Annotated in this window: 15 protein-coding genes; 6 read left to right on the forward strand and 9 right to left on the reverse strand. The window is 42.1% G+C overall.

Annotated features, from left to right (window positions below):
- Positions 1–16 precede the first annotated feature (16 nt).
- Complete coding sequence (locus B3J29_RS12005) at positions 17–799, forward strand: NRDE family protein (protein ID WP_005232234.1); 783 nt, start codon at positions 17–19, stop codon at positions 797–799.
- Positions 800–911: 112 nt separating this feature from the next.
- Positions 912–1793, forward strand: coding sequence for a hypothetical protein (locus tag B3J29_RS12010; protein ID WP_004781969.1), 882 nt, complete (start codon positions 912–914; stop codon positions 1791–1793).
- A gap of 258 nt (positions 1794–2051) precedes the next feature.
- Here the strand turns inward: B3J29_RS12010 and rdgB are convergent, their stop codons facing one another.
- The 8 genes from rdgB to B3J29_RS12050 form a co-directional block, all read right to left on the reverse strand.
- Entirely contained in the window at positions 2052–2678 is a 627-nt protein-coding gene (gene rdgB, locus B3J29_RS12015; RefSeq protein ID WP_004781971.1) for an RdgB/HAM1 family non-canonical purine NTP pyrophosphatase, read from the reverse strand.
- Between the two features lie 106 nt (positions 2679–2784).
- A complete protein-coding gene (locus B3J29_RS12020) occupies positions 2785–3015 on the reverse strand; it encodes a hypothetical protein (protein WP_004781972.1) in 231 nt (76 codons plus the stop codon).
- A gap of 106 nt (positions 3016–3121) precedes the next feature.
- Positions 3122–3712 (reverse strand): tetratricopeptide repeat protein, encoded by a 591-nt coding sequence (locus B3J29_RS12025; protein ID WP_004781974.1) that lies wholly within the window; start codon positions 3710–3712, stop codon positions 3122–3124.
- A complete protein-coding gene (metW, locus tag B3J29_RS12030) occupies positions 3709–4302 on the reverse strand; it encodes a methionine biosynthesis protein MetW (protein WP_004781976.1) in 594 nt (197 codons plus the stop codon). The genes B3J29_RS12025 and metW overlap by 4 nt, the downstream gene beginning before the upstream one ends.
- Entirely contained in the window at positions 4302–5462 is a 1161-nt protein-coding gene (metX, locus tag B3J29_RS12035) for a homoserine O-succinyltransferase MetX (RefSeq protein WP_004781977.1), read from the reverse strand. The genes metW and metX overlap by 1 nt, the downstream gene beginning before the upstream one ends.
- Before the next feature lie 112 nt (positions 5463–5574).
- Positions 5575–7272 (reverse strand): 2-isopropylmalate synthase, encoded by a 1698-nt coding sequence (gene leuA / locus B3J29_RS12040; protein ID WP_005232223.1) that lies wholly within the window; start codon positions 7270–7272, stop codon positions 5575–5577.
- 428 nt (positions 7273–7700) lie between these two features.
- Positions 7701–8384 carry a Fe2+-dependent dioxygenase gene (locus B3J29_RS12045; protein ID WP_005232220.1) on the reverse strand — a complete coding sequence of 228 codons (684 nt, stop codon included), beginning with the start codon at positions 8382–8384 and terminating at the stop codon, positions 7701–7703.
- A 71-nt stretch (positions 8385–8455) separates the two neighbouring features.
- Positions 8456–10708 carry a TonB-dependent receptor gene (locus B3J29_RS12050; protein WP_004781982.1) on the reverse strand — a complete coding sequence of 751 codons (2253 nt, stop codon included), beginning with the start codon at positions 10706–10708 and terminating at the stop codon, positions 8456–8458.
- Positions 10709–11210: 502 nt separating this feature from the next.
- Between B3J29_RS12050 and tig the strand changes: the two genes are divergently transcribed.
- From tig to B3J29_RS12070, 4 genes are all read left to right on the forward strand, one after another.
- Positions 11211–12542, forward strand: a complete 1332-nt coding sequence (gene tig / locus B3J29_RS12055; protein WP_005232218.1) for a trigger factor — start codon at positions 11211–11213, stop codon at positions 12540–12542.
- A gap of 190 nt (positions 12543–12732) precedes the next feature.
- The gene (gene clpP / locus B3J29_RS12060; RefSeq protein WP_004781985.1) at positions 12733–13338 is read left to right on the forward strand and encodes an ATP-dependent Clp endopeptidase proteolytic subunit ClpP; all 606 of its coding nucleotides are present in this window, start codon (positions 12733–12735) and stop codon (positions 13336–13338) included.
- 29 nt (positions 13339–13367) lie between these two features.
- Positions 13368–14678: an ATP-dependent protease ATP-binding subunit ClpX gene (gene clpX / locus B3J29_RS12065; RefSeq protein ID WP_005232215.1), complete on the forward strand. Its 1311-nt coding sequence runs from the start codon at positions 13368–13370 to the stop codon at positions 14676–14678.
- A gap of 167 nt (positions 14679–14845) precedes the next feature.
- Positions 14846–15562: a DUF2846 domain-containing protein gene (locus B3J29_RS12070; RefSeq protein WP_005232213.1), complete on the forward strand. Its 717-nt coding sequence runs from the start codon at positions 14846–14848 to the stop codon at positions 15560–15562.
- Positions 15563–15623: 61 nt separating this feature from the next.
- Here the strand turns inward: B3J29_RS12070 and B3J29_RS12075 are convergent, their stop codons facing one another.
- Positions 15624–17150, reverse strand: a complete 1527-nt coding sequence (locus B3J29_RS12075) for a fumarate hydratase (protein ID WP_005232211.1) — start codon at positions 17148–17150, stop codon at positions 15624–15626.
- Positions 17151–17327: the final 177 nt, after the last annotated feature.

Consider the following 17327-nt stretch of genomic DNA (forward strand, 5'->3'; position numbering starts at 1 on the left):
ATCGAGAGCATCAATTATGTGTATTGTGGCACTGGCTTGGCGGGTTCTGGATGAAACGCCATTATGTCTGATTTCAAATCGTGATGAGTTCTATCAACGTCCAACCCAGGCATTACATGAATGGGAGAACAGTCTGATTATTGCCGGGCAGGATCTTCAGTCTGGTGGTACCTGGATGGGTATAACGGTTTCAGGACGATGGGCAGTGATTACCAATTTCAGGGAGGGTAATGACAAGAATAACTACCCAACTTCACGTGGACATATCATTCAGCACTTTCTGGAATCCGAATTGACACCTATCCGGTTTGCTCAAGAACTGGAAAAATGTCAATGTGATTATGCGGGCTTTAACCTGTTTGTCGGCGATCGAGAGCAGGCAGTCTATATGAGTAACCGTGGTGAGGCACCACAAGTACTAGCACATGGCGTGTATGTAGTGTCCAATGGCTTGCTCACGGAACATTGGGAAAAGACTCGACACCTGCGCAAGCGTTTTACCCAGGAATTTCTGCCCATGCTGCAGTATCCAGATATGCCTGAATCTGATCTTTATTATGCCGTTTGGGATATTCTGGAAGATGAACGCAAGATCATTCCGGAGTTGTTGCCGAAGACCGGGATTTCACATGAACTGGAACAGTTGTTGTCTTCAACCTTTATTCAAAGTCCGGCTTATGGCACGCGCTGTTCCAATTTCCTGAGAATGAAAACCGATGAGTGGCAGTGGCTGGAAAAATCCCAGCAGGGTGAAACAGCAGGACAGATCGTTGAACAAGTTATTCCGATTATTAGCTAAATAACAGTATTGGTGATGATATTTATAAAAAGATCAGTTTAAACAGTGAACTCTGAAAACAGATAGGTATGCTAGGATAAAGCCCATCTATCTACGCATTTTCAGCTTTCCTATGGCATTGCTCCTTCCGCTTATTTCATTTCTGATTGGATTCTGGGGCGTTCATTATTTAAAGTCGATCCGTCCATTCATGGCGGCCTTGCTGGCACGTCTTTTGATTCCCTTGATTGTCATTTACAACATGGTGTTTTATAAGCCGGGCAGTTTGTGGCTGATCGGTTTTAGTATCTTTAGCTCACTGTTTCTATTTGGCCTGTTCTTTCTTTTCTCCAAAGATAAATTGCGGGCATTATGTTTTAGTTATTTAAATGGGGTCTGGCTTGGCTTTCCTTTTGCCTTAGCTGTATTTGGTCCGGATGCCTTAAATACTATTGTTGCTCTTTATATTGGTGGTTCCTTATTTGGCAATGTCAGTGCAGTAGTGGCAGTCAGTGCTGAAAAACAGGCTCCCCAATTCATTATTAAAAATATGCTGAAATCCCCGCCAGTGATTGCGCTTTCTATTGCAGCGATTCTGTCCTTCTGGGATTTTAGTGCCTATGAAGCGCATCCGCTGATTCAATGGGGCTATGCAGCCAACAAGCTTCTAGTGACTTTTGCCGGTATGTGTATTCTGGGAATGTGGCTGAGTAAAGTCAGGATTCAACTGAGTGATTTAAAACGTAGTTTGATCTTGATCAGCGGTCGTTTTGTGCTGGCTCTAGGTCTGGCGGCAGGGGCTTATTTCTTGTTACCGATTCCACATCAAGCCCTGATTTATGCTGTGATGATGATGTATTTCCTGCTTCCACCCGCCGCGAATATTGTGGCACTGGAGACCCATTATCAGGGCACAGGTTATTCAGCCAAATATATCGCTTCAGGAACGATTGCGAGTTCAATTTTGATTGGAGTATATGGGGTGGTGGTGCATATGTTGGTACCGGGTTTATAAATTTAAAAGTTCTCTCTCCCTCTGGGAGAGAGTTAGAGAGAGGGTATAAAGTTTTTGAAAGTCCTTCCTTTATTAGGGAAGGGATTGAGGAGGATTAAGTTCTTTGTAGAAATGAATGAGAATAAAAAGTAAGGGGTGAGATGGAAGAATCCCTCCCAACCTCCCTTTGAAAAAGGGAGGGCTCCTTCTCCCCAAGGGTGAGGGAATGACCTCTAACTCCCTCCTAAAAGGAGGGAGGACTCCTTTTAGGAATTAGATTTATTTTTCCAAACTCGCCTTAAACAGTTTCATCGCCTGACCACGATGGCTAATTTTATTTTTTTCTTCTTTGCTCAGTTCCGCACTAGAAGTTCCTAGTTCTGGTAACCAGAATAATGGATCATAACCAAAACCATTTTCACCGCGTGGTGCTTCCAGAATTTCACCTTTCCAGATGCCCTGGAAAATTTGTGGCAGTGGATCTTCAGCATGCTGGACTAAGGCCAGTACACACACAAACATACCTTCAATCGCTTCACCATCTTTGCGTAACGGTTTTAGTCTGTTTAAAAGCTTTTCATTATTGGCTGCATCATTGCCATGTTCACCGGCAAAACGGGCTGAATAAATTCCTGGCATACCACCGAGTACGGGCACACAAATTCCTGAGTCATCGGCAATGGCTGGTTTACCCGAAATTTTGGACGCATGACGCGCCTTGATAATGGCATTTTCTACGAAGCTTAAACCGTCTTCAATCGCATCTCCGATATTTAGCTTGCCTTGAGGAATCACTTCAACCGGTAGTTTAAGCTCGGCAAACATCTTTTCGAATTCTGCAATTTTGCCTTTGTTATTACTTGCTAATACCAGTGTGCCTTGGGATAACCAGTCAGTTGAAGTCATGTTGAATCTCGTTGTTGAACTTTAAGGGAGGGACTATTTTAACCTTGCTTGCCAATTTACGTGAAATAAACCGGTAATAAAAAAGCACCCGAAGGTGCTTTTAATTTTATCTATTTCTAAAACCTTGAGCCTTCATACAGTTATTAACCATATCTTCTCTATCCATTGCATCAATTTTGGCTAAGCCTAAATCATATTTACATTTTGCGAGAGCATTATCTGCTTCATATCTAGTTATGCCAGGCTTATTCCAAGTGTTGTAAGAAGTTGTTGAGACTGTACATGCGACTAATGGAAAAAATAACAGCAATGATGCATATCCCTTAAATTTTTTCATGTAAATTCCCTTTATAGGCTTTAGAAATAGTTTATTATTTTTAATATGTTACAGTTTTTTTAAAGTATAAAAAAAGCACCCGAAGGTGCTCTTTAAAAATTTTAGCTTATTGTGCCTGAATCCATTTGTCTGCACGGTCACGTGCCTGACGGATCTGTTCTTGGGTTAAGTTAGCTGCCAATGCAGTTTTCTTACCTTCAGATAAAGTAATCACTTTATTGTCCAGCATGCCATCGCGGGTAGAGAGTTCATACCACTGGTAAGCACCCATGTAGTTTTTCTTCTTTTCTTCCATCATGGCCAGATTGAAGCTGGCACGGTTATCACCACGGCTAGCTGCTTTTTCGAAGTACTGGCGAGCCAGTGTTTCATCTTTTTTGGTACCAATACCATCTGCCAGCATACGGCCAACATTCAGTTGAGCCACTGCCAGACCTTGGTCGGCAGCAGCTTTGTACCATGCAAAGGCCTGACGTTCATCTTTCTGGACGTCTTTGCCATATTGATATTTGGTTGCTAAATAAAATTGTGCACCAGGCTGACCCGCTTTAGCTGCTTTAGTCAGACTATGAATGTCCATTACTGAATATTGCGCTGCTTGGCTGGCCACAGAAGGCGTTGGTGCAACGTAATCGGCATGGGCCTGCATGCCAAAAAGTCCAGCCAGTAGCGTCGTACTTAATAATAATTTTTTCATAGAGCGCTCACTCGATAAATTGCGACTTCACCAAACAGATTTGGGAGATGTTTGCTAAGCAAACTATCTTCTTGATTCCCATTCACAGCGAGTCGATTAATAATTTTTATGTTGTTTTCCGCGCATAATGCTTCAAAGTCACGGAAAGTACATAGGTGAATGTTCGGGGTGTTATACCACATATAGGGTAAGGCTTCCGAAACCGGCATTTTCCCTTTTAATGCCAAGAAAGAACGAGTCTTCCAGTGCGCAAAGTTTGGAAAGGTAATAATGGCCTGTTTCCCTACACGCACCATGTCACGCAATAATACGTCTGGTGCATCTACAGCTTGCAAAGCCTGTGCCATCACCACATAGTCAAAAGACTGGTCAGCAAAACGGCTTAAACCGAGGTTTAAGTCCTGCTGGATGATATTTAACCCGCGACTGATCGCAATTGCAATCTTTTCTTGATCAATTTCTAATCCATATGCACGAATATTGTGCTTTTTGCTCATATGGGCCAGCAGTTCGCCATCACCACAACCGAGGTCGAGGATACGTGAACCGGGCTTGATCCATTTTTCAGCAAGTTGTTGGTCAATACGCATTACACAGCCTCCTTCGGTGTTGATCGCAGATGTTCTTCACCGCCCAGGAAGGCGCGCAAGGATTTTACATACAGAGGAATCGGGAACAGGAAGGAGTCATGGCCTTGCTCAGCATCAATATCCAGATAGCTGACAGGCTTATTATTGGTAATTAAGGCGTCTACGATTTCAACAGAACGTGAAGGTGAGAACCGCCAGTCTGTGGTAAATGAAACCACCAGGAACTTACATTTGGTTTGCGCCATCGCTTTGACCAGTGACTGCTGATATTCACGTGAAGGATCAAAGTAGTCTAGTGCTTTGGTCATGATCAGATAAGTATTGGCATCAAAGTTACGGCTAAACTGTTCACCCTGATAACGCAGGTAGCTTTCGACCTGGAATTCCACATCGAAGCCATACATGAATTTGCCAGATTTTAAATCACGGCCAAATTTCTGCTTCATGGCTTCCTCAGACAGATAGGTAATATGACCGACCATCCGTGCCAGAATCAGGCCTCGTTTTGGATAGCTGTCATTTTCTAGATAACGGCCATGATGGAAGTCCGGATCAGACAGAATCGACTGACGCGCGACTTCGTTAAAGGCAATATTTTGTGCAGACAGTTTCGGTGCACTGGCAATAATCACGCATTTTTGCAGACGGTCCGGATAATCTACCGACCATTGCAAGGCCTGCATGCCCCCGAGTGAGCCGCCAATGATGGAATACCACACATCAATCCCCAGACGGTCAGACAGCATCGCCTGAGTTTTCACCCAGTCACGCACAGTGACTAGCGGAAAGTCTGGACCATATGGGCGGTTATCATTTTCGGGATTAGGAGAGGTAGGACCAGTAGAACCATTACAACCGCCGATATTATTCAGCGCCACCACAAAGAATTTATTGGTATCGATTGCCTTACCCGGGCCAATACAAGCATCCCACCAGCCTGGTTTTTTATCATCTTCATGATGATAACCTGCAGCATGATGATGGCCAGACAGGGCATGGCAGATCAAAATGGCATTGGACTTATCGGCATTCAGTTCGCCATAAGTTTCTACCATCAGTTCAAAACGTGGGAGGATGCGACCGCATTCAAGCTCTAACGGCTGTTCGAATTGGAACTTTTGTGGGACAACAAGGCCCACTGAGTCAGCTGGAAAAGACACGGGAATGATTCGCCTTAAATCTTTAGTATGAATAAATAAAAGGATACCATTTGCAGGTATCCTTCTAAAGTCTTTTTACTGCTATGAATTATCGCTAATTCAAATACCGGGTTTAGACGGCAGCAGCAATCACCTGTTCAGTGCTTAACACATCCTGGTCGATCAGGCGGTTGGTACAGGCAATAATCGCTTCAATTGAAGAGGTCACGATGTTGTCATGTACGCCCGCACCAAAGGCAGATTTACCTGTGCCTTTTACTTGAAGTTCAACCAATGCCAATGCTTTGGCATGTGCACCTGAGCTGATGCTACGTTCTTCATAGTTCAAGACATCAATCGGCAATTGTAAGGCATCCAAGATTGCAGAGATCGGACCGTTACCTTCACCACGCAAGTGCTGGGTTTCACCATTCACTTCAATATCCAGCTCAATCACCTGATTACCATTTTCATCTGACAATTTGTAGTTTTTCGCTGAATAATGTGCATCTTTCGCCGCAACATATGTTTCTTTGAACAAGCTCCAGATTGCTTGTGCTGAAATCTCAGTACCATCTTCATCAGTTTTTTGCTGCACGATTTGCGAGAATTCGATCTGTAAACGACGTGGCAAGGTCACGTTGTAGTTCGATTCTAACAAGTAAGCGATACCGCCTTTACCAGACTGTGAGTTCACGCGGATGACAGCGTCATAGTCACGGCCCAAGTCTTTCGGATCGATCGGCAAGTACGGCATATCCCAGATTTCCTGGTTTTTCTGGAATTCGAAACCTTTTTTGATTGCATCCTGGTGTGAACCAGAGAATGCTGTGAAGACCAAGTCACCCGCATATGGATGACGTGGGTGTACAGGCAAGCCAGTACATTCTTCAACAGTCGCAATAATTTCGTTGATATTCGAGAAATCCAAGTTTGGCGCAACACCCTGGGTGTACATGTTTAAGGCAATTGCTGCCACGTCCACGTTACCGGTACGCTCACCATTACCGAATACACAACCTTCGACACGGTCAGCACCGGCCATGATCGCCAATTCAGACGCTGCGATCCCACAGCCACGGTCATTGTGACAGTGAACTGAAATGATCACGCCATCACGACGCTCGATGTTACGGTGCATCCATTCCACTTGGTCGGCATACACGTTTGGTGTAGAGACTTCGACAGTGGCTGGCAAGTTCAAGATCACTTTGTTTTCTGGAGATGCTTCCCAGATTTCAGTCACAGCGTCGCAAACGTCTTTCGCCACTTCCAATTCAGTTGCAGAGAAACATTCAGGGCTGTACTGGAAAACAAATTCAGTTTCAGGCTGTTTTGCTGCGTATTCTTTCACTTTTTGCGCTGCATTAATCGCTAACTGTTTTGCACCTTCAACATCTACGTTCAACACTTTTTGACGGAAGGTTGGAGAGTTAGAGTTGTAGATATGCACGATTGCGCGTTTCGCACCTTGTAAAGATTCAAAAGTACGTGCGATCAAATGGTCACGTGCCTGAACCAGTACTTCAATGTAAACATCAGCCGGAATATGACCTTCTTCAATCAATTTACGGGTGAAGTCGAAATCAATTTGAGATGCAGAAGGGAAGCCGATTTCAATATGTTTGAAACCGATTTTTACCAACATCTGGAACATTTTGAACTTCTGCTCGATGTTCATTGGCTCGAAGATCGCCTGGTTACCATCACGCAGGTCAGTACTCATCCAGATTGGCGCTTTAGTGATTTCATTGTTCGGCCATTGACGGTCTGGTAAGTCCACACGTTGATACATGCGACGGTATTTTTTACTTGGATCAGCCAACATCATGAGAGAGCTCCTTAGGTAGCCTGGCAAATTCGCTTGGTGCAGCAGTTGCTCGGTCTACAGTATAGATTTTGTCTATATATTCGTTTACAGGCAGGTGTGGGTAAATAAGATCAATCCTGTATTTTTTAAAGTCTTGATCATCAGGATCGACCAGACACCTGCATGGTGAACCTATAAGATTAATTTTAGTCCAGAAAACGTGAAAAGTTTTTGCTTTTTCTATGGATTTTAGTCGTATGTTAATAAAGATTTTCTTATAAACTTTAAGAATTGAAAAATATTTTCACTTATTCTAAATATTGTATTTTATATTTTCTTAATTTGGACATAATGCGTTATTTATTACGTTCAATTGTGCCACAACTCAGTATATTTTGATAAACAATAGATCCAGTTGTTTATAAAGATCATTGAAGACAGAGCCTCTTTTAAAGTTCAGCCCATTTACGCATTAAATTATGATACAGGTTGGTCAGTTTCATAACTTCTGAATGCTGATCACCCAGCTGCACTCTCAAGTTTTGAATACTCTGATCCAGATTAAACAACATATGCCGCTCTGCATCATCCCTGATCATGCTTTGTACCCAAAAAAATGAAGCAATTCGACAACCGGAAGTGATTGGCGTAACTTCATGCAGGCTGGTGGATGGATAAAGAATCATATCGCCGGCAGGCAATTTTACTTCGTGATAACCGTAAGTGTCTTCGACTACCAGTTCACCACCGACATATTCGTCCGGCTCGCTTAAAAAAACCGTACAGGATAAATCCGTTCTGAGGCGTTCACTGCTGCCGCGAATACGACGAATTGAATTGTCGACATGAAAGCCGAAAGATTCATTATTTTCATAGCGGTTAAAAAGTGGGGGAATAATATCCAGTGGAATCGCCGCCGATAAAAACAGAGCATGCTGTCCCAGCGATTCCAGAATAATATTGCTGAGATGATGAGTGAGTGAATGATCTTCAGGTAATTGCTGATTCTGTTTCACGGTGGCAGAGAGCGTACCCGCGGTAACCTTGCCATTGACCCACTCAATCTTATTCATCTCCTCACGGAAATATTGCACCTGTTCTTTGCTCAGTACATTTGGAATATGATGCAGCACGAGAAACCCCTGAATAATCGTCTTTTAAAAATAACATAGCCCCCATCAGGAGGCTATGCGGTTGCATTGAATTAATATTTAAAGTTGACTGCTAACACTGCACTACGTCCTTCTGCTTCAGTAGCATAGTGAGAAGCATAGGCTTTAGTGAAGTAACGTTTGTCAGAAAGGTTATTTACATTCAACTGTAAATCCACATTTTTGTTAACGTTATAACGCGCCATAGCATCGTAGCGTACATAAGATGGAGCCCATTTGATGTTTGCAACATCACCATAAACTTTGTCTGAATATACTGCACCACCACCCAAAGTTAATTGCGGCAATATCTTATAGGTAGTCCATAATGTTGCTGCTTGTTTAGGTACATTAGGCATTTGGTTGCCATTATAAATGGCATTATCTGTACAAGTTGCTGTTGAACCTGAACCACGGCATGATTTACCATTTTTTGTTAATTCACTATTAAGATAAGTATAACCTGCCGAAATATCCCATTTATCGGTAATTTGACCATTTAATCCTAATTCAACACCATCAACTTTACTTTCACCTACATTCGCATAAGTTGTTGGGTCAAGTTGTACACGAGTATTTTGTTTTTCAGTACGGAAGATCGCTGCTGTTAAATTCAAACGATCATTTAACAAGTCCCACTTAGTACCTAACTCGTAAGTTTGTGCTTCTTCAGGATCGATCATTTGGTTATTAGCATTTATGGTTTCGCTGTTATCTCCCCAACCAGCATTTAAGCCAACAGGACTGGCAGAGGTAGCATAACTTGCATAAATTGAACCATTTTCAACAGGTTTAAAGGTTATACCTGATTGATATGTAAAGAAGTCTGAATCATTGTTAGCTGTATATGCAGCAGCTGAAGATGTAGCACGAAAGTTTTGTGCAGCTTCAAACTTGTCCCAGCGCACACCAAGATCAAGTAACCATTGTGGTGTGATTTCAATACTATCTAATAAATATACAGAAGTGCTTTCAACCGTGGCATCAAAGTCTTGGCGGGCTTCTAGACGATCTAAAAATGGTTTTTGAGTTGGATTGTTTAGAGAAGTACACCAATTGCTTGAAAGGTCTTTACAGTCGCTGTAAAACCCAGTTGAGGAAACTTTGCCATCTTTACTGTTAATGATGTTATAACCACCTTTGTCAGTTTCTTGCTTGCTGTATTCAGCACCAACATTAAAGCTATGATTAATGGCACCTGTAGCAAATTTACCTATCAATGCTAATTGATTTGTAAAGGTATCGCTATCTGTGATGGCAGAGTTTTGACGATGCCATACTTGGCCATTAGCTACATTGCCTTTAGAATCATCAGGGTTTGTCCAGACATAATCATTTTTAGATTTGCTGTACATTGCAGTGTTTGTAACGGTTAGATTGTCAGTTAAATCATGTTCTAACTTGATTGTCCCTGCTTGGTTCTCTTGTTTTTGGAAGTCACGATCTTTCCAACCATAATAAACGCCTTGTTTTACTTCCGCAGGTTTACCTTGTGGTTTACCTAAACCAGCATCCCAATATGGTATACCTGAATCGGGAGTATCATCCGATTTTAAATAGTAATAACTTAAAGTTGCACGAGTAGGGGTGTCTAAGCCGAAAGTAATACTAGGGGCAATACCAGCACGTTTATATTCAGCACCATCAGATTGACCTGCTTTCTCATTCATGTGGCCCATAACGGCAACACGTGTAGCAATCCCATTGCCAAAATCTTTGTTGCCATCAAGCGTCACACGTGCGTAAGCATCTGTACCGCCAGCAACAGTACCTTCTAAAAAGTCACCTTTTTTGGCCACTTTAGAAATCATGTTGATGCTACCGCCAACAGTACCTGCACCACCCATAGCAGAAGCAGAACCTTTGGTGACTTCAACTTGTTCTATGGCAAACATTTCACGGTTTTGTGAGGTTGAATTACGAATACCATCTAAATACATTGAGCTTTCAGAGCTATAGCCACGGATAAATGGACGGTCGCCATTCGGGTTGCCGCCTTCACCCGCACCCAAGGTAATACCCGGTACAGTACGTAAAGCATCAGAAAGTGTAGTGACTTGAGTGTCTTCAATCAGTTGTTTAGAAATGACTGATACAGATTTAGGTGTATCCAGTAAGGGTGCAACAAATTTCTTATTTGCGGAATTATCTACTTTTAAACTTGGTGTCTGTTCAGCTTTAACTTCTTGATGAATAGTTTCGAGCTTGACCACATTTTCATCAGCCACAGCATTTACAGTTACGATCGAGAGGGAAGAGGCAATCGCCGATGAAACGAGTTTTTTACGTGATTTGATAAACGACATGTGGGAACCCGAAAAAAGCATAAAATTTATGTATGCGAATAATAATAATTCTTATTTAAATTAAGAATTACTTTTAGATAGGAAATGACGATTTTAAAAATTATATTAATTGCCTTTAGCGATGTTATGGTGTATCAAAATGTTTCTAAGTTAATGTATTTAAACTAAATCTGATTAATAGATTATTATCTTTACTTTTATTGAGATTATTAGAGTTTAAAAAAATTGAAGAAAAGATAAAGAAAAGTTTACTAAAAGCACTATAAAAATCCATAAATGCAGATTAAAGAGATGATCTGTCCAGTTTCAGTAATCAATATATCTATTCTTATTTGAGGGAAGGGATATTTAATCAAAGAAAAATGAATTTGACTGAATAAATTTGATTATTACAGCATTAATAAAGACGATTCAAGTATTGTGTTTTGTATATCTGCAAATGTTGTCATATAATGTGGCACATTTTTATAAACCTGTTATTACCAAATATATAGAGGAAGCCATGCAAGTAACTTCTGAAGCGGTTTCGGGCGTTGCCCGTCGTTTAAATGTTTCTGTACCGACGAGCCGTATTAATGAGCAATTTGAAGCTCGTTTAAAACGCACTGCTAAAACTGCGAAGATCAACGGCTTCCGTCCAGGTAAAGTACCTGTAAACGTAGTTCGTCGTGAATACGGCGCTGGTATCTACCAAGAAGTTGTCAACGACATCATTCGTGACACAGTTTTCGAAGCAATCCAACAAGAAAAAATCAACGCTGTTGGTATGCCAAACATCGAAAAAACTGAAATGAAAGACGACGCTTTAGTTTATGAAGCGACTGTTGAAGTTTATCCAGAAGTTGAAGTGAAATTCGAAGGTCTGGAAGTTGAACGTAAAGCGTCCGAAGTAAATGACAAAGACGTTGAGAAGATGATTGAAAATCTTCAAAAACAACGCGCTTCTTGGGCTGAAACTAAAGGCATGGCTAAAAAAGACATGCAAGTAACTTTCGACTTCGAAGGTACTGTTGATGGCGAAAAATTTGAAGGCGGCGCTGCGCAAGACTTTAAACTTGTTTTAGGTTCTGGTCGTATGATCCCTGGCTTCGAAGATGGCATCATCGGTATGAAGAAAGGCGAAGAGAAAGTGATCGATGTTACTTTCCCTGAAGATTACCAAGCTGAAAACCTTGCTGGTAAACAAGCTCAATTCAAAATCAATGTAAAACTTGTTGAAAAACAAAAACTTCCAGAAATTGATGCTGAATTCCTGAAAATCTTCGGTATTTCTGAAGAAGATGGCGTTGAAAAACTGAAAGCTGACGTTCGTAAAAACATGGAACGTGAAGTGAAAAACGGCCTGCGTAACCAGGTTAAAGGCGCAACTTTCGATGCACTTGTAGCTGCAAACGAAGTTGAACTTCCATCTGCAATGGTTGCTCAAGAAATTGACCGTCAACGTCAACAAATGATCCAGCAGTTCACTCAACAGTTCGGTGCTCAAGGCGCGAAAGCATTTGATTCAAGCATGCTTCCAGATGACCTGTTCAAAGAACAAGCTGAGAAATCAGTTAAACTTGGCGTATTGGTAAGCCGCATTCTTGCTGATGCGAAAATTGAAGTAGATCAAGCGCGCGTTGAAGCTTATATCGAAGATATGGCTTCTTCTTACGAAGATCCAAATGAAGTGATCGAATACTTCAAAAATGACAAGCAACAACGTGCTCAAATCGAAGCAGTTGTACTTGAAGACCAAGTTGTTGATCACATCCTAGCATCTGCTAAAGTGACTGATGCGACTGTAAGCTATGAAGACTTATTGAAAGAGCAACAAGCTCGTCAACAAGGCTAATTCAAGCTTTCCCTAAAAAGGCGCTTCGTGCGCCTTTTTTCATATTAGTAATTTCTTGACATATCTGATTTTCACAAAACTAATGCAAAAAATATGATGGAATTATTCGCGATTATTTTGCAATTTCATTGATTATCCCTCATATTGTGATTATGGATTAAGTCACAAAAATTTAGGAATAAATAAACCTATGTATGTTCCAACGATTGAAAACGCTTTAGTGCCAATGGTGGTAGAACAATCCTCTCGTGGTGAGCGTTCTTTTGATATTTATTCACGCCTTTTACGTGAGCGGGTAATTTTTCTGACAGGTGAAGTTGAAGACAATATGGCCAACCTGATCGTTGCGCAAATGTTGTTTTTAGAAGCTGAGAACCCAGATAAAGATATTCATTTATATATCAACTCACCGGGTGGTTCGGTGACTGCTGGCATGGCGATCTACGATACCATGCAGTTTATTAAACCGGATGTTGTGACTTATTGTATGGGTCAGGCAGCATCAATGGGCGCATTCCTGCTCAATGCAGGAACTAAAGGCAAACGTTACTGCCTTGAAAATGCACGTGTCATGATTCACCAGCCTTTGGGTGGTTTCAAAGGCCAGGCATCAGATATTGAAATTCACGCACGTGAAATTCTGTTTATTAAAGAACGTTTAAACCGTTTAATGGCTGAACATAGCGGTCAGGACTATGAAAAAGTGGCACGCGATACAGACCGTGACAACTTCATGACTGCTCAGCAAGCGAAAGAATACGGTCTTGTGGATGAAGTTCTAACGAAACGTCCATAAGTTTTAGAGATTGAGATATTGGAGTAAATATGTCCGAACATCCTCAAGGACAAAAGCATTGTTCATTTTGCGGTAAAACGCAGTCTGAAGTCGGAAAGCTGATTGCAGGCGAGGACGCATACATTTGTAATGAATGTGTGGACGTATGCTTAGATTTGGTTCAAACCAGTCAACAGGTCGAAACCAATGACTGGGCGAACCGTCCTTTACCGAAACCGCATGAAATCCGTGCGGCGCTCGATCAATATGTGATTGGTCAGGACGTAGCGAAAAAGACATTATCTGTGGCCGTATACAACCATTACAAACGTCTGAAAGTACAGACCAATGGTAAGAAAGCAGATGATTCCGTTGAAATTGCCAAAAGTAATATCCTGCTGGTGGGTCCGACCGGTTCAGGTAAAACCTTGCTGGCACAAACCCTTGCCCGTCTTCTGGACGTTCCATTTGCCATGGCAGATGCAACAACCCTAACTGAAGCGGGTTATGTGGGTGAAGATGTTGAAAACATTGTACAAAAGCTTTTGCAAAAAGCTGATTACGATGTCGAAAAAGCGCAAAAGGGCATTATCTATATCGATGAAATCGATAAGATTACCCGTAAATCTGAAAACCCATCCATTACACGTGATGTATCAGGTGAAGGCGTACAGCAAGCCTTGCTGAAAATGATCGAAGGTACGGTTGCTTCAATTCCACCACAAGGTGGTCGTAAGCATCCGCAGCAGGAATTCATTCAGATTGATACCTCGAATATCCTGTTCATCTGTGGCGGTGCATTCTCAGGTCTTGAGAAAATCGTACAGCAGCGTCAGGAGAAAGGTGGTATTGGCTTTACTGCAGAAGTCCGTAATAAAGACGAAAGCAAAAAGCTGTCTGAATTGTTCCGTCAGGTCGAAGCGACTGACTTAGTGAAATTTGGTCTGATTCCAGAATTCATTGGTCGTTTACCAGTGATCGCGACTTTAGATGAGCTGGATGAAGAAGCTTTAATGCAGATTCTGACTGAGCCGAAGAATGCATTAACCCGTCAATATAAACATCTGTTTGAGATGGAAAATGTGGACTTAATCTTTGAAGATTCAGCACTACGTGCGGTTGCGAAAAAAGCATTGGAACATAATACAGGTGCGCGTGGCCTGCGCTCGATTCTGGAAAATTCATTGTTAGAAACCATGTATGACTTGCCGAGTCGTAGCGATGTAGGCACTGTGGTAGTCAATGAAGCAGTCATTAATGGTGAAGCTGCACCAGAATTTCTTGCTGAACGTCAACCACATGATGAACCAGAAACAGCGGTAAAAGTTGATTTAAAGGTGGTGAATAGCAAATCTGCTTGATTGCTATTCGTCAGAAACGTGTGAAAACCCCGTGTTTTCGCACGTTTTTTATTTCCAAAAGATAAAAGCAGATGCTAATCTCAACATCTAGGCGTGGATGCCGAAAGCTATAAAAATATATCGCAAAGTACTTACATACAAGAATAAAGACGCAGTGAGGGATAAGCATGCGTGGAGTCGCAATGGTGCTCATCGGCAGTTTGGCGCTGATGGGTTGTCACGGTAAAAAAGCCGTAGTTGAGCCTACACAGCCACTCAGCACTTTAAAAAATATTGATCTTGAAAAAAAACCGGGCTTCGTCGAACAGCATCGGGTGGGGATGTTTACGATTGGTGGCTGGGTCAACCAGAAACAGGGTAATCATTTTCAGGCAGTTAAACCTCAGCATGAGGATGCTGCAATCGTTTATTTATACCGCCCGGATTCCAAATGGAACCGTCAGGAAATTGTCGCTGCCAGCCTATTTATCAATCAGCATCGTATTCCGAGTTTATTGCATAATCATCATTACTGGATTGAGTTGCCTGCAGGTACTTATCGCTTGAGTACCAGTCGCCCTTTAGGTGCGTTGCACTTCCAAAAACCTAAGTATTTGGACTTTACAGTAGAAGCGGGTCAATCCTATTTTATTAAGTATGATGAAGAAAATTTAAGCACCCGTCGTAGTGTTCCGGGACCTCTGATGCTAATGCCAAGCAGTATGGGACTCAATGAAATTGCTTTTACCCAGTTAAAATCGGACAGTTTTAACTTTTTTGCACAGGATCAGGAAACTGGGAAAATCCGCAAGAAAGCCCAGAAAATTAAGGCGACTGAATATGATCCATCTACAGATGTACAGTTAACCACACCGTTTAAACTCTGGGATCCAAGAACCTGGTAATTAATTTTAAAATTCCAATAAAAAAGCACCCATTAAGGGTGCTTTTTTCATGCAGCTTAAATTAGCCTGCAGCAGCGTCAACTACTGGAATCTTGCCAATTTTCGCTTGCCAGATTTTTGGAGCAGTCGCGTGTACAGATGTACCATTTACGTCAACTGCAACAGAAACAGGCATATCTTTCACTACGAACTTGTAGATCGCTTCCATACCCAGATCAGCAAATGCAACCACTTCAGCTTCACGGATTGCTTTAGATACGAGGTATGCAGCACCACCAACCGCCATGAGGTAAGTTGCTTTGTTGTCTTTAATTGCTTCAACAGCAGCAGGACCACGGTCCGCTTTACCGATCATGCCGTAAAGACCAGTTGCTTCTAATACCTGACGAGTGAATTTATCCATACGAGTCGCAGTTGTTGGACCTGCAGGGCCTACAACTTCGTCACCTACTGGATCAACAGGGCCTACGTAGTAGATAAATTTGCCTTTCAGATCAACAGGAAGTTCTTCACCGTTGTTCAGCATGTCTACCATACGTTTGTGTGCAGCATCACGGCCAGTATAGATCGTACCGTTAAGAAGTAATGTATCACCTGGTTTCCAAGAGTTCATTTCTTCTTGGGTAATGTTGTCTAGGTCAACACGTTTAGAAGATGAGGAATCCCAAGTGACTGATGGGTAGTCTTCAAGGCTTGGTGCTTGAATATGCGCAACACCTGAACCATCAAGCGTGAAATGTGCGTGACGGGTTGCAGCACAGTTCGGGATCATGCCGACTGGTTTGCCCGCAGCGTGACAAGGATAATCTTTGATCTTGATGTCTAGAACAGTGGTTAAACCGCCAAGACCTTGAGCACCAATGCCCAATGCGTTTACTTTCTCGAAGATTTCGATACGAAGTTCTTCAAGTTTGTTTTGTGGACCACGACGCAGCAATTCGTCCATGTTGATCTCTTCCATCAATGCTTCTTTTGCAAGCATCATGGCTTTTTCAGCAGTACCACCAATACCGATACCCAGCATACCAGGAGGACACCAGCCTGCACCCATAGTTGGAACAGTTTTCAGTACCCAATCTACGATTGAGTCAGACGGGTTCAACATTGCCAGTTTAGATTTATTTTCTGAACCGCCACCCTTAGCAGCAACAGTGATGTCTACTTTGTTACCTGGAACAAGTTTGTGATAGATCACAGCAGGCGTGTTGTCTTTGGTGTTCTTACGGCCAAAAGCAGGGTCAGCCAGTACAGATGCACGAAGCACGTTAGAGTTTTCAAGATAACCTTGACGTACACCTTCGTTGATCGCATCGTCCAGGCTCATGGTTAAATCAAATTTAACATCCATGCCCACTTCAACAAATACGTTGACGATACCAGTATCCTGGCAGATAGGGCGGTGGCCTTCTGCACACATGCGTGAGTTAATTAAGATTTGCGCGATCGCATCTTTCGCAGCTTTGTTCTCTTCACGGTCGTACGCACGGCTCATCGCTTGGATGAAGTCTTGTGGATGATAGTAAGAAATGAACTGAAGCGCATCTTTAACCGATGTGATCAAGTCATCTTGCTTGATAATAGTTGTCATACAAATATCTCTTGAGCGGGCTGTTAGCTAGCGGGCTAAATTATAAGACAAATGAATCTGGTTGTGGGCGTTTTGCAGGGACATTGGCCAAAAGTTTATAGTTTAAGCAATAAGGCATATTACTTTGGCTGAAAGATTGGTTAAAAATGACCGGTTTTTGTCATATTTACTGTCATA

This window comes from Acinetobacter sp. UBA5984 (assembly GCF_002429925.1).
GTDB classification, from domain to species: Bacteria; Pseudomonadota; Gammaproteobacteria; order Pseudomonadales; family Moraxellaceae; genus Acinetobacter; species Acinetobacter variabilis.

Coding starts and splice junctions, on each gene's coding strand:
- B3J29_RS12005 (WP_005232234.1), top strand. CDS start 17: ATGTGTATTGTGGCACTGGCTTGGCGGGTTCTGGATGAAACGCCATTA.
- B3J29_RS12010 (WP_004781969.1), top strand. CDS start 912: ATGGCATTGCTCCTTCCGCTTATTTCATTTCTGATTGGATTCTGGGGC.
- rdgB (WP_004781971.1), bottom strand. CDS start 2,678: ATGACTTCAACTGACTGGTTATCCCAAGGCACACTGGTATTAGCAAGT.
- B3J29_RS12020 (WP_004781972.1), bottom strand. CDS start 3,015: ATGAAAAAATTTAAGGGATATGCATCATTGCTGTTATTTTTTCCATTA.
- B3J29_RS12025 (WP_004781974.1), bottom strand. CDS start 3,712: ATGAAAAAATTATTATTAAGTACGACGCTACTGGCTGGACTTTTTGGC.
- metW (WP_004781976.1), bottom strand. CDS start 4,302: ATGCGTATTGACCAACAACTTGCTGAAAAATGGATCAAGCCCGGTTCA.
- leuA (WP_005232223.1), bottom strand. CDS start 7,272: ATGATGTTGGCTGATCCAAGTAAAAAATACCGTCGCATGTATCAACGT.
- B3J29_RS12050 (WP_004781982.1), bottom strand. CDS start 10,708: ATGTCGTTTATCAAATCACGTAAAAAACTCGTTTCATCGGCGATTGCC.
- tig (WP_005232218.1), top strand. CDS start 11,211: ATGCAAGTAACTTCTGAAGCGGTTTCGGGCGTTGCCCGTCGTTTAAAT.
- clpP (WP_004781985.1), top strand. CDS start 12,733: ATGTATGTTCCAACGATTGAAAACGCTTTAGTGCCAATGGTGGTAGAA.
- clpX (WP_005232215.1), top strand. CDS start 13,368: ATGTCCGAACATCCTCAAGGACAAAAGCATTGTTCATTTTGCGGTAAA.
- B3J29_RS12070 (WP_005232213.1), top strand. CDS start 14,846: ATGCGTGGAGTCGCAATGGTGCTCATCGGCAGTTTGGCGCTGATGGGT.
- B3J29_RS12075 (WP_005232211.1), bottom strand. CDS start 17,150: ATGACAACTATTATCAAGCAAGATGACTTGATCACATCGGTTAAAGAT.